Annotated in this window: 13 protein-coding genes and 1 pseudogene; 6 read left to right on the top strand and 8 right to left on the bottom strand. The window is 72.7% G+C overall.

Annotated features, from left to right (window positions below; translation table 11 throughout):
• Window positions 1–2: 2 nt before the first annotated feature.
• Window positions 3–125 (top strand): annotated as a pseudogene (locus tag ACZ3UD_RS19190) (IS30 family transposase); the annotation flags it as partial.
• Window positions 126–259: 134 nt separating this feature from the next.
• Here the strand turns inward: ACZ3UD_RS19190 and ACZ3UD_RS19195 are convergent.
• The 8 genes from ACZ3UD_RS19195 to ACZ3UD_RS19230 all read right to left on the bottom strand — a co-directional run bounded on the left by ACZ3UD_RS19195 (window position 260) and on the right by ACZ3UD_RS19230 (window position 5,339).
• Window positions 260–628: a peptidoglycan-binding domain-containing protein gene (locus tag ACZ3UD_RS19195; RefSeq protein ID WP_465588574.1), complete on the bottom strand. Its 369-nt coding sequence runs from the start codon at window positions 626–628 to the stop codon at window positions 260–262.
• A 47-nt stretch (window positions 629–675) separates the two neighbouring features.
• Window positions 676–1,047: a peptidoglycan-binding domain-containing protein gene (locus ACZ3UD_RS19200; RefSeq protein WP_465588577.1), complete on the bottom strand. Its 372-nt coding sequence runs from the start codon at window positions 1,045–1,047 to the stop codon at window positions 676–678.
• A 115-nt stretch (window positions 1,048–1,162) separates the two neighbouring features.
• A complete protein-coding gene (locus tag ACZ3UD_RS19205; protein WP_465588580.1) occupies window positions 1,163–2,248 on the bottom strand; it encodes a C40 family peptidase in 1,086 nt (361 codons plus the stop codon).
• 87 nt (window positions 2,249–2,335) lie between these two features.
• A complete protein-coding gene (locus ACZ3UD_RS19210; RefSeq protein ID WP_465588583.1) occupies window positions 2,336–2,728 on the bottom strand; it encodes a peptidoglycan-binding domain-containing protein in 393 nt (130 codons plus the stop codon).
• Window positions 2,729–2,753: 25 nt separating this feature from the next.
• Window positions 2,754–3,173, bottom strand: coding sequence for a peptidoglycan-binding domain-containing protein (locus tag ACZ3UD_RS19215; RefSeq protein WP_465588586.1), 420 nt, complete (start codon window positions 3,171–3,173; stop codon window positions 2,754–2,756).
• A gap of 25 nt (window positions 3,174–3,198) precedes the next feature.
• Entirely contained in the window at window positions 3,199–3,606 is a 408-nt protein-coding gene (locus ACZ3UD_RS19220; protein WP_465588588.1) for a peptidoglycan-binding domain-containing protein, read from the bottom strand.
• A 407-nt stretch (window positions 3,607–4,013) separates the two neighbouring features.
• A complete protein-coding gene (locus ACZ3UD_RS19225; protein ID WP_465588591.1) occupies window positions 4,014–4,937 on the bottom strand; it encodes a hypothetical protein in 924 nt (307 codons plus the stop codon).
• Window positions 4,938–4,970: 33 nt separating this feature from the next.
• Entirely contained in the window at window positions 4,971–5,339 is a 369-nt protein-coding gene (locus ACZ3UD_RS19230; protein ID WP_465588593.1) for a metal-sensitive transcriptional regulator, read from the bottom strand.
• Window positions 5,340–5,519: 180 nt separating this feature from the next.
• Between ACZ3UD_RS19230 and ACZ3UD_RS19235 the strand changes: the two genes are divergently transcribed.
• The 5 genes from ACZ3UD_RS19235 (at window position 5,520) to ACZ3UD_RS19255 (ending at window position 12,356) form a co-directional block, all read left to right on the top strand.
• Window positions 5,520–7,766, top strand: coding sequence for a heavy metal translocating P-type ATPase (locus tag ACZ3UD_RS19235; RefSeq protein ID WP_465588596.1), 2,247 nt, complete (start codon window positions 5,520–5,522; stop codon window positions 7,764–7,766).
• Window positions 7,767–8,139: 373 nt separating this feature from the next.
• Complete coding sequence (locus ACZ3UD_RS19240; RefSeq protein WP_465588598.1) at window positions 8,140–9,198, top strand: iron ABC transporter substrate-binding protein; 1,059 nt, start codon at window positions 8,140–8,142, stop codon at window positions 9,196–9,198.
• Complete coding sequence (locus ACZ3UD_RS19245) at window positions 9,195–10,748, top strand: ABC transporter permease (protein ID WP_465588601.1); 1,554 nt, start codon at window positions 9,195–9,197, stop codon at window positions 10,746–10,748. Before ACZ3UD_RS19240 ends, ACZ3UD_RS19245 begins: the two co-directional genes overlap by 4 nt.
• A complete protein-coding gene (locus tag ACZ3UD_RS19250; RefSeq protein ID WP_465588604.1) occupies window positions 10,745–11,809 on the top strand; it encodes an ABC transporter ATP-binding protein in 1,065 nt (354 codons plus the stop codon). Before ACZ3UD_RS19245 ends, ACZ3UD_RS19250 begins: the two co-directional genes overlap by 4 nt.
• A 10-nt stretch (window positions 11,810–11,819) precedes the next feature.
• Complete coding sequence (locus ACZ3UD_RS19255) at window positions 11,820–12,356, top strand: hypothetical protein (protein ID WP_465588607.1); 537 nt, start codon at window positions 11,820–11,822, stop codon at window positions 12,354–12,356.
• Window positions 12,357–12,384 lie beyond the last annotated feature (28 nt).

Below are 12,384 nucleotides of genomic sequence, written 5' to 3' on the forward strand. Positions count from 1 at the left end.
CGGGGGTGAACCTGTCCCGCCGCACGCGCGAGGGCCCGCCCGTGGTCACCGCCGAACTGAACGGGAGCCCACGCAAAACGCTCGGCTGGGGGACCCCAGCCGAGCATCTCGCCAGGCTCCTGGCCGACGCCAGTCGATCACTGTGTTGCGATGTCCCCGGGAATCCGCCGATTCCCGGAGATCGACTGCGCCTTGGAACTCCCCGGCCAGGCGGTCCGGGCCCCGGCGGCTTCGGCACGCCCCAACGATCGACGATTCGTCAGCAGCCGGTGAGCTCGTTCCACGGGGTGGCCCAGAAGTCCAGCGCGGACCAGGTCTTCGGGCCGACGATGCCGTCGGCCTGGAGCTTGGCGCACCCCTGGAACTTCTTCACCGCGGCGAGGGTCTGGTCGCCGAACTGTCCATCGACGCTCAGGTTGAAGGGGGTGGAGAAGAAGGTGGAGGACGCGTTCAGTTCGCACTGCAACGCCTTGACCTCGTTACCGCTGTCGCCGTAGCTCAGCTCCGGCTCGCTCTTGCTGTACACGCCGCAGTCCGCGGTTTCAGCCGAGGCGCTGCCGGCGGTGGTCACGCCGAATCCGGCGGCCAGCACGGTGGTGATGACGACGGCCGCAAGCTTGTGGCGCATGGTTCTTCCTTCGGTACAGGTGATGGGGAGTACTCGGTCGGGCCGGATCAGCAGATGTAGTTCGCCTCGGTGTCGATGTCGCTCTGGCTGTCCAGCGCGGCCCAGGTGTTCGGGCCGACGATGCCGTCGACCTGGAGACCGGCGCACCCCTGGAACTTCTTCACGACGGAGAGGGTGTTGCCGCCGAAGATCCCGTCCACCTGCAGACCGGCGCCGCGCACGCTGTAGTTGAGCTCGCACTGCAGCGTCTTGATCTCCGCGCCGCTGTCGCCGTAGCTCACCTCCGGCTCGTTGTCGCTGTGGAAGCCGTACCAGCTGCACGCGGGAGGGGTGGTGGCGGACGCGGTGGTGGCGGTGCCGACTCCGAGGCCGGTGAACACGACGGCTCCCGCGGCGATGGCAGCGAGCTTGGTACGCATGGACGTTCTCCTTCATATGGGACAGGCGGATGGCCCGGGGCGGACGGTGCGCCGCCGATGACATGCCTGAGTGCACAGGGCCCCGGGCGGGTGGTGTCGGGCCTCGCCCGGGTGGTCAGGCCGAGACGTGGTACCAGTAGCCGCCGGTGCGAAGGCTGACGTAGTGGACGTTGGTGCCGGTTTCCTTCGCCTCGTACATCATGTCCGCGCCCGTGGCGGGGTCGGTGCCGGCGTAGAGCACGACGTGCACGGTGGTGTGCGCGTCCGTTCCGAAGTACTCGACGTCGCCGGGCCGGCGCTGGGACTCCGTGATCGGGGTGAGGTGGCTGTCCAGGGTCTGCTGGTTGGTGTCGCCGCCGTTGGCGAGGTCGATGCCGGCGCCGAACCAGAAGGCCGCGCGGACCAGGCCCGAACAGTCCAGGCCGGCGGTGGTGTTGGCAGGGCAGGGCTGGATCGAGCCGGTGTAGCCGTCGCAGGTGCCGAGCGACGGGCCGGGGCCCTCGCCGCGCAGGGAGTGGCCGCCGCCCCACACGTAGGGGACGCCCAGGTACGACTTCGCCGCGTTCAGGACCTTGGCGGGGTCGACGGCGCCGCTGGGCAGCGGGGTGGGGGTGCTGGTGTAGAGGGCGTTCTTGACGGCGATGCCGACAACCCCGTCGATGGCCAGGGCGTGCGAGGCCTCGAAGTTGCGCACGGCCGTGTCGGTGGCCGGCCCGAACTGCCCGTCCACGGCCAGGCGGCCCGCGTTGAAGGTGTTCAGCATCGTCTGCAGGGTCGAGACGCACGGGCCACTGGCGCCGGTCCGCAGGTCGCCGCACTGGGTGCGCAGGTCCACGGTGCCGGAGGAGGAGGCCGCGGCCGCGTCGAGCGCCGACTTGGTGGCCGGACCGACGATGCCGTCGACGCCCAGGGCGTGCGAGGCCTGGAAGGTGCGCACGGCCGCGCCGGTGGCCGGCCCGAACTGCCCGTCCACGGTGATCTGGGCACCGGTCAGGTTCAGCTCCAGCTGGAGCTGGGTGACGCAGCCGTCGGCCTCACCCTGCTGCAGGTCGGCCGGGCAGGCCGAGGAGGTCAGGGGAGTCGGGCTCGGCGCGGCCGCGGCGGATGCGGCCGAGGCGGTGTACGCGCCGACGCCCGTCAGCACGGCCGCCAGGGCCAGGCCCAGCGACAACCGGCGCCGGGTGGGGAGGAGGGTACTCACAGGAGGGTCTCCAGATCCGTGATGGTTCGCCAGGGAGGGTGGGGTGCTTCACCCTCCCTGGCGCTCGATGTGCTCGACGGGCAGGTGCTACTCGAACAGGCCCGAGTCGCTGGGCACGTAGGTGAAGCAGTAGCCGGACTTCCCGCCGTAGTACTGGTCGCCGCGATAGAGAATGTTGTCGCCGGTGAAGGGGCCGACGATGCCGTCCGCCGGCACGTGGACGAAGTTCTGGAACCACAGGACCTGGTCCTTGGTCCGCGGGCCCCAGACACCGTCCTCGTCGACGGTCGCCCGGTTGTTCTGCCGGGCCACATCGTTGATCAGGTGCTGGACGCACCAGACGCCGTGGGTGTTGTCGGGCTGGTTGTCGCCGATGTAGTCGGCGGTGTCGGAGGCGCTGGCGGTCCCGGACAGGCCCAGCAGCGCGGCGCCGGCCATGGCCACCGCCACCATGCCTCGGCCGAAGGTCTTCGTGGTCATGTACCGCTCCTCGCGCGACGGATGATCAGGGTCCGTAGGTGGTGGGGATGTACTGCCAGCAGTAGGCGTTGTAGCTGCCGACGTAGTACGGGTCACCGTCCCCGATGATCATGTCTCCGGTGAGCGGGCCGACGAAGCCGTCGACCTGGAGCTTCTGGCCGTCGACGTAGGAGCTGGACTGCAGCCACTCGACGGCCGCCTTGGTCTGCGGGCCCCAGATGCCGTCCTCCGCCAACAGAGCGGGGTGGTCGGAGACGGTGGTGATGCTCAGGAAGTGGTTGAGGTTGTGCTGGACGCACCACACGGCGTGGCCGTTGTTGGCGTAGCCGTCACCGAGGGTCGGGGCGCTGGGGCTGGCGCTGGCGGGGCCGGCCAGGGTGAGGAGGGCGGCGCCGGCGACGGCGGTCGCGGTGGCGGCCTTGGCGATGCGGGACTTGAGGCTCATTCGGGTCTCCTGAAGGGGATCTGGCTCAGATGGTCGGGAGGTACTGCCAGCAGTACGCGTTGGACGGGTTGGCGCTGCCGTAGCCCGTGTAGTACGGGTCGCCCATCTGGTACAGGTACTGGCCGGTCTTCGGGCCGACGATGCCGTCGGCCGGCGGGTCCATGAAGGACTTCTGCAGCCAGACCATCGCGTTGTAGGTCTCCGGGCCCCACAGGCCGTCCTCGCCGATGGCCGGGTAGTTGATGTACGCGTTCTTGACGAAGTAGTTGAACTGGTGCTGCACGCACCACACGGCGTGGGTGTTGTTGGCGTAGCCGTAGCCGAGGTACGGCGCGTTCGGGTTGGCGCTGGCGGGGCCGGCCAGGGTGAGGAGGGCGGCGCCGGCGACGGCGGTCGCGGTGGCCGCCTTGGCGATACGCGACTTGAGGCTCACGGAGTGTTCCTTCCAGGGAGCGGTCTCGGGTGTCGGCTCGTGCTCACCGAGCCGCGGCAGAACTGTGCCGCAATCCACCAGCCGTCCGGGTGGAGGTCTGACGTCCCATCAGCCATGGAGACGCGTCCCACGGCGCTGACCTGCGGTGTGAGACGCGTTCTCCATCTGGGTGTGAGACCTCTGTGACGGAATACGCCCTTCCCCGGGCCCGAGCCGGCCGCCCGGTGCCGGTGGGGACGCGACCGGGTGAGGCCTCGGGGCCTGGCTGGTGGCGGGGCGCGCCGCGCGCGTTCGGACCACGCTGCCCGACGGCTGGACGCCGTTCGCGCGCTTCGCCTCCGGAGAGCGCGAAAGTGCCGGGCGATCCCGTGGGAGGGATCGCCCGGCACTTCTCGTGCGGGGGCTGCTCAGTGCTGGTGGTCGGCGGCCGGCTCCTCGGTGGCGGGGGCGGCGGTGCTGTCCGCGGTGACGGTGAAGGCGGCGGTGTGGACGGTGTTCTGGTGCTGGAAGTCCAGGAAGAGCCGGTAGCTGCCGCCGCTCGGCGCGGTGGTGGTGAAGCCGATCTCGGGGCCCGGGGTCGTGGTGTCCGGGTGGACGTGGAGGTAGGCGAGGTCGCCGGCGCGCAGGGCGACCAGGTGGCCGTAGGCGCCGAGGTAGGGCTGGAGGTCGGTGACGGGGGCGCCGTCCTTGCTGACGTTCAGGGTGAGGTGGTTGCTGCGGCCGGGGGTGAGGTCGCCGCCGAGGGTGACGGTGTAGCCGTCGACGGTGACGGTGCGTCCGGTCTCGGGCAGCGGGGCGGGGCGCAGGTCGCCGGCGGCGTGGAGGTCGGCGCCGAGGGTGAGGCCCTCGGCGCCGGCCGGGGTGAAGTCGGCGAACACCCGGTACTCGCCGGCGGCGGGTACGGCGGTGGGGGCGCTCCAGGTGCCGTCGGCGGCGAGGGTGGGGTGCAGGTGCTGGAAGGTGGAGAGGTCGCGCGGGGCGACGATCAGGTGGAGTTCCTTCTCGTGCTGCTGCTGGTAGGCGGTGACGGGCTTGCCGTCCGCGCCGAGGATGCGGAACCGCAGGTCGGTGGGGGAGCCGGCGGTGACGAAGGGGTTGTCGACGCTCAGGGTGTAGCCGCGCTCGGAGATCTGGAGTCCGCCGGGCAGGTGCTCGGCGGCGGCGCCACCGCCCCCTGAATCGTGCCCGGCGTGTCCGGCGTCGTGCCCCGCGTGTTCGGCGGCGGGCTTGGGGGCGGGACCGTTACCGGTGGCGTGGCCGACGCCGAGGGCGAGGCCGAAGGCGGCGGCGAGGCCGGCGGTGAAGGCCGTGATGCGCAGGGCGGTGTTCATGGCGGGGTTCTCCTCGGTGGTGGGAAGGGTGCCTCAGGCCCGCATGAGCCGGGCGATGGCCTGGGAGGCCTCGGCGACCTTGGCGTCGGCCTCGGCACCGCCGCCCGCGATGGCGTCCTGGACGCAGTGGGCGAGGTGGGTGTCGAGCAGGTTCAGGGCGACGGACTGGAGGGCCTTGGTGGCGGCCGAGACCTGGGTCAGCGTGTCGATGCAGTAGGTGTCGGTGTCGACCATCCGCTGGAGGCCGCGGATCTGGCCCTCGACGCGGCGCAGTCGGCGCAGGAGCTGGTCCTTCTCGGTGCTGTAGCCGGCCATGCGGCCCTCCTCAAGGTTTCCGGCGGGAGTGCGGGGAGTGCGGGCGGTGCGGGGGAGTGGTCCGATGCCCATGAGTGAATACCCCATGGGGGTATCAAGTCAAGCGGATCCCCGCCCTGAAAAAATACCTGCCGGGGGTATCCCGGGGGCTTGCCTTCGATACCCCCCGTGGGTATAAATGAACTCGGCACCGCCTGATACCCCTCCAGGGTATGACGGCCCGGCCGCGCACGTACCTCGAAGTACCGACTGTCACGAGGAGCAACGATGACCACGCAGGCACCCGCCTCCACGGAGGTGGAACTCTCGATCGGCGGAATGACGTGCGCCTCGTGCGCGGCCCGCATCGAGAAGAAGCTCAACCGGATGGACGGCGTCTCGGCCAGCGTCAACTACGCCACCGAGAAGGCGAAGGTCACCTTCGAGGGCGAGGTCGAGGTGGCCGACCTGATCGCCACCGTCGAGGCCACCGGCTACACCGCCGCCCTGCCCAGGCCCCCGGCCACCGCCGGTGGCGAGGATGCCGAGCAGGCCGAGTCCGCCGACGAGCTGGCCCCGCTGCGCCAGCGGCTGTTCACCGCGCTGGCCCTGGCCGTCCCGGTGATCGCGATGGCCATGGTCCCGGCGCTGCAGTTCGACAACTGGCAGTGGCTGTCGCTGACCCTCGCCGCCCCGGTCGTCACGTACGCCGCCTGGCCGTTCCACAAGGCCGCGTTCACCAACGCCCGGCACGGCGCCGCGACGATGGACACCCTGGTCTCGCTCGGTACCGGCGCCGCGTTCCTGTGGTCGCTGTGGGCGCTGTTCTTCGGCGACGCCGGGATGCCGGGCATGCGGCACGGCTTCGAGTTCACCATCGCCCGCAGCGACGGCGCCTCGAACATCTACCTGGAGGCGGCGGCCGGCGTCACCGCCTTCATCCTGGCCGGGCGCTACTTCGAGGCGCGCTCCAAGCGCACCGCCGGGGCCGCTCTCAAGGCGCTGCTGGAGCTGGGCGCCAAGGACGTGACGGTGCTGCGCGGCGGAGCCGAGGTGCGGATCCCGATCGCCGAGCTGGCGGTGGGCGACCGGTTCGTGGTGCGGCCCGGCGAGAAGATCGCCACCGACGGCACGGTGGTCGAGGGCGCCTCGGCGGTGGACGCCTCGATGCTGACCGGTGAGTCGGTGCCGGTCGAGGTCGGGGTCGGCGACGGCGTCACCGGCGCCACCGTCAACGCGGGCGGCCGGCTGGTCGTCGAGGCGACCCGGGTCGGCGCGGACACCCAGCTCGCCCGGATGGCCAAGCTGGTCGAGGACGCGCAGAACGGCAAGGCCGCCGCGCAGCGCCTCGCCGACCGGATCTCCGCGGTCTTCGTGCCGATCGTGATCACCCTCGCCGTGGCCACCCTCGGCTACTGGCTGGGCACCGGCGAGGGCTGGACCGCCGCCTTCACCGCCGCCGTCGCCGTGCTGATCATCGCCTGCCCGTGCGCCCTGGGCCTGGCCACGCCGACCGCGCTGCTGGTCGGCACCGGCCGCGGCGCCCAGCTGGGCGTGCTGATCAAGGGCCCGGAGGTCCTGGAGTCCACCCGCAAGGTCGACACCATCGTCCTGGACAAGACCGGCACCGTCACCACCGGCCAGATGACCCTGCTCGCCGTCCGCACCGTCGAGGGCGTCACCGAGGCCGAGGTGCTGCGCCTGGCCGGCGCCCTGGAGCACGCCTCCGAGCACCCGATCGCCCGGGCGATCGCCACCGCCGCCGCCAAGGCCGGTGAACTGCCCGCCGTCGAGGGCTTCGAGAACGTGCCGGGCCTGGGCGTCCAGGGCGTGGTGGACGGCCACGCCGTGGTGGCCGGCCGGGAGGCGCTGCTCAACGAGTGGTCGCAGTACCTGCCGGAGGCCCTCGCCGAGGCCAAGCGCGAGGCCGAGTCGGCCGGCCGCACCGCGATCGCGGTCGGCTGGGACGGCGAGGCGCGGGCGGTGCTGGAGGTGGCGGACGCGGTCAAGCCGACCAGCGCCGAGGCCATCGCCAAGCTGCGCTCCCTGGGCCTGACCCCGGTGCTGCTGACCGGTGACAACAAGCTGGTCGCCGAGGCGGTCGCCGCCGAGGTGGGCATCAAGCCGGAGCACGTGATCGCCGAGGTCATGCCGCAGGACAAGGTCGACACCGTCAAGCGGCTGCAGGCCGAGGGCAAGGTCGTGGCGATGGTCGGCGACGGCGTCAACGACGCGGCCGCGCTCGCCCAGGCCGACCTGGGGCTGGCGATGGGCACCGGCACCGACGCCGCGATCGAGGCCGGCGACCTGACCCTGGTCCGCGGCGACCTGCTGGCCGCGGCGGACGCCATCCGGCTCTCCCGCAAGACCCTCGGCACCATCAAGAGCAACCTGTTCTGGGCCTTCGGCTACAACGTCGCCGCCCTGCCGCTGGCGGCGGCCGGGATGCTCAACCCGATGATCGCGGGGGCCGCGATGGCCTTCTCCTCGGTCTTCGTGGTCGGCAACAGCCTCCGGCTGCGCCGCTTCCGCTGAGCCCCCTCCCTGATGGCCCCGAGGCCCCGGAACCGCTGCCCGGTTCCGGGGCCCTGGCGCGCCCGGGCCCTCCTTGCGCCGACCGCTGTCACGCACCGTAGTCAAGATCGTCAAGCGGATCGTCAACCCGGATCGACCGCCGGAATCCGCCTCGTTCGGGCACGTCCGCTCTGACCTGCGCTTGAAGGGCATTTTGCGTGGGCTTGAGACAGCACTCACCGAAGTCCTACCTCATCGCGACCGGACCGAGATGTGACGCTCCGACACTTGTTAGGCAAGCCTTTCCTGCCCTAGGTTCTCGTGTCGCCAGGTCGATGCCCTGCGGCTGCCGCAGGCGTGCACGGCCGAACCCGCTTCCTCGGAGGACCTCACCATGCCCGGAACCGCCAGGCCCCTCGCTGCCCTGTCCCTCCTCGCCGCCTGCGCGCTCGCGCTCACCGCCTGCGGCAGCTCGGGTGGGGGCAGCGCTTCCCCCGAGGCCTCCGGCACCGCCCTGGCCGGCCAGACCATCACCCTCTACAGCGGCCAGCACGAGCAGACCGTCAAGGCGCTGACCGACGACTTCACCAAGCGCACCGGCATCAAGGTCGAGCTGCGCTCCGGCGACGAGGCCGAGCTGGCCAACCAGATCCTCCAGGAGGGCGACGCCTCCCCGGCCGACGTCTTCTACGCCGAGAACCCGCCCGCGCTCACCGTCCTCGGCGACAAGGGCCTGCTCGCCAAGGTCGCCCCCGACACCCTCAAGTCCGTCCCGGCCGACGACAGCTCCGGCAAGGGCGACTGGGTCGGCGTCTCCGCCCGCACCTCCGCCTTCCTCGCGGCCACCGGCAAGGGCGCCGACACCGCGCCGCCCGCCTCCGTGCTCGACCTGGCCAAGCCCGAGTGGAAGGGGCGCCTGGGCATCGCCCCCAGCGAGACCGACTTCGCCCCGGTCGTCACCCAGGTCCTCAAGGCCAAGGGCGAGGACGCCGCCAAGCAGTGGCTCAAGGGCCTCAAGGACAACGCCAAGGTCTACGACAGCAACGAGACCCTCTCCGCCGCGATCAACAGCGGCGAGGTCGAGGGCGGCGTCATCGACCACTACTACTTCTACCGGATGCGCGACGAGAAGGGCGCCGCCGAGACCCACGCGACCCTGCACTACTTCCCCAAGGGTGACCCGGGCTCGCTGGTCGACGTCTCCGGCGCCGCCGTCCTCAAGCACGGCAAGCACCAGGCCGCCGCCCAGGCCTTCCTCGGCTACCTCGCCTCCGCCCCGGCCCAGAGCGTCATCGCGAACTCCGCGAGCTACGAGTACCCGCTGGTCGACGGAGTGAAGGGCAAGCCCGAACTGCCCGCCCTGGACGGCATCGGCACCGTCGCCGACCCGGCCCAGCTCGGCGACGGCAAGCAGGCCCTGGCCCTGCTGCAGGACGCCGGTCTGCTCCAGTGACGACCCCCGTTGCCGGGCCGCGGGGGCGGTGGCGGGCCACCGGCCTGCTCGCCCCCGTCGCCGTCGCCGTCGTCGCGGTGGTCGCCTCGCCGCTCGGCTTCGTCATCGCCCAGGCCGCGCAGGCCGGTTGGGACCAGACCCGGCGGCTGCTCGGCCGGCCGCTGATCGCCACCCTGCTCGGGCACACCCTCGGCCTGACCGCCGCCGTCACCCTGGCCACCGCCGTCCTCGGCTTCGGCGCGGCCTACCTGGTCGAGCGCACCGCCCTGCCCGGGCGCCGGGCCTGGACCGTCGCGCTCGCCCTGCCACTCGCCGTACCGGAGTTCGTCCGCGGCTACTCCTGGGTGTCGCTGTTCCGCTCCGTCCACGGCTACTGGGGCGCGGTGCTGGTGATGACCTGCTCGCTCTACCCGCTGGTCTTCCTGCCGGTCGCGGCCGCCCTGCGGCACGGCGACGCCGCCGCCGAGGAGGTCTCCCGCTCGCTCGGCCGCGGCCGCCTCGCCACCCTGTGGCGGGTCACCCTCCCGCTCACCCGGCCCGCGCTGGCCGGCGGCGTGCTGCTGGTCTCGCTCTACCTGCTCGGCGAGTACGGTGCCTTCGCGATGCTGCGGTACACCACCTTCGCCACCGCCGTGTTCACCCAGTACAAGCTGGGCTTCGACGCGGCCTCGGCCTCCCTGCTCACCCTGGTGCTGGTCGCGCTCGCCCTGCTGCTGGTCGGCCTGGAGGCCTGGGCCGGCCGCCGCGCCAGGGTCACCCGGCACGGCGCCCTCGCCCGCCCCGCCCCGCCCGTCCGCCTCGGCGGCTGGACCGTCCCGGCGCTCGCCGCCCTGGCCGCGCTGGTCGGCGTCTCGCTCGGGGTGCCGCTGTACGCGCTGGCGTACTGGCTGATCAAGGGCAGCTCCACCACCCTGCCCTCCGCCTCGGTCCTCGGCGCCACCCTGGCCACCCTCGGGTACGCGCTCGGCGCGGCCGTGGTCGCCACCGCCGCCGCCGTCCCGGTCGCCCTGTACGGCTGGCGGCGCGGCACCCGGCCGGCCCGCGCGGTCGAGCGGGTCGCCTACCTCACCCGGGCGCTGCCCGGTATCGCGGTGGCCCTCTCGGTGGTGTACTTCGCGGTTCGCTGGGCCCGGCCCCTGTACCAGCAGCCGCCGATGCTGATCGCCGGGTACGTCGTGCTGTTCTTCCCACTGGCGTTGACGGCCGTGCGCGCCGCCCTCGCCCAGGTCCCGCCCGGCGTCGAGGAGGCCGCCCGCTCGCTCGGCACCCGGCCGCTCGCCGTCCTCGGCCGGGTCACCCTGCCACTGGTCCTGCCCGGACTCGGCGCCGCCGTCGCCATGGTCGGCCTCACCGCCTCCACCGAGCTGACCGCCACTCTGCTGCTGCGCCCGACCGGCACCCAGACCCTGGCCACCCAGTTCTGGGTCTACACCAGCGGCCTCGCGTACGGTGCCGCGGCGCCGTACGCGGCCCTGATGGTCGCGCTGTCCGTCCCCTCCGTCCTGCTGCTGACCCGCCGCACCCTCGGCCGTCCCGGGAGCACCCCATGACCGGACTCTCCGTCGTCGACCTGCACGCCGCGCACGGGCGCAGCCCGGTCCTGCACGGCATCGACCTGACCGTGCCGGACGGCGCCCTCGCCTGCGTCCTCGGCCCCTCCGGCTGCGGCAAGTCCACCCTGCTGCGGGTGCTGGCCGGCTTCCACCCGGCCGCCGCCGGGCAGGTCGTGCTGCACGGCCGCGTCCTGGACGACGGCCGCAGCCGGCTCGCCGCCGAACACCGGGGCATCGGCCTCGTCCCGCAGGACGGCGCGCTCTTCCCGCACCTGAGCGTCGCCGCCAACATCGGCTTCGGCCTGCCGCGTTCGCAGCGCCGCGCCCGGGTCGGCGAACTGCTGGACCTGGTCGGTCTGCCCGGACTGGGGGAGCGCCGCCCGCACCAGCTCTCCGGTGGCCAGCAGCAACGCGTCGCCCTCGCCCGGGCGTTGGCGCCCCGGCCGCGCCTGCTGCTGCTGGACGAACCCTTCGCCGCCCTGGACGCCGCGCTGCGCGCCGAGCTGCGCCGCGAAGTCGCCGCCACCCTGCGGCAGTCCGGGACCACGGCGGTCCTGGTCACCCACGACCAGGACGAGGCGCTGTCCTTCGCCGACACCATCGCCGTGCTGCGCGACGGCCGGATCGCCCAGTCCGGCAGCCCGGGCGAGCTGTACCACCGCCCGGCGGACACCGCCGTCGCCCGGGTGCTGGGCGAGGCGAACCTGATCCCCGTCGAGACCAAGGGAGTTGAGGCCCGTACGCCATTCGGCGCCCTGCCGCTGGCCGCTCCCTCCGCCGCCCCCGGCCGTGGCCTCGCACTGCTCCGCCCGGGCCAACTCCGGCTCACGGCCGAGCCGGTGGCGGGAGCCGTCCCGGCGAAGGTGATCGGCAGCGACTTCCGGGGCCACGACCACCGCGTCGAACTCCGCCCCGAGGCGGCCGGGTTGCCGGACACCCTGATCGCGGCCTCGGACCGCTCGTGGCCGACGGGCGGCGAGGCGTACGTCAGTGCCGCCGGGCCGGTGCACGTGCTGCCGGAGACCCTGGTCGGCCGAGGGGTGTCGGTCGGCGGTTAGGGTCCGACCCATGGACGAAGACACCGCACTCTGGCACCGGCTCGCCGATCTCCTCCCGGACCCCGCCTCGAAGGAGGTCAAGGACTGCTGGGACATCGGGGAGCAGGAGGGCGGGCTCGGCCTGCTGGTCGAGGGCCTGCTCGCCCGCCAGGTCCCGATCGGCGGTGCGGACCGCGCGCAGATCTCCGTGCTCGCCGAGGAGTGGGGCGAGCGCGAGCGGCTCACACCCGGCATCGTGCGCTGCCTGGGCGACGGCGCGCCCGCCGCGGTGCGGCTGCTCGACGGCGAGCGCGACGAGGCTGACGTGGTGACGGGCTGGAGCGAGCCGGAGCTCGCCGACCTGGTGCTGGTGCCGTGGATCGGCTGCACCCGCTGCGGGCGGGTCCTGCTGCGCGCCCACGTCTGGGAGCCCTGGGACGACTTCTCCCACCTGGCCGAGCGCTACGTGATCAGCACGCCGGACTGCGGCACGGCACTGCGGATCCTCCCGGCCGGTTCCGCCGGTGAGGCCTTCGCCGAGCTCCTTCACGGCTGCCCGGAGGCGTAGCGGGGCCGTCGAGCCGGGCGCACCGTGC

It is taken from the genome of Kitasatospora sp. NPDC023118, assembly GCF_055560875.1.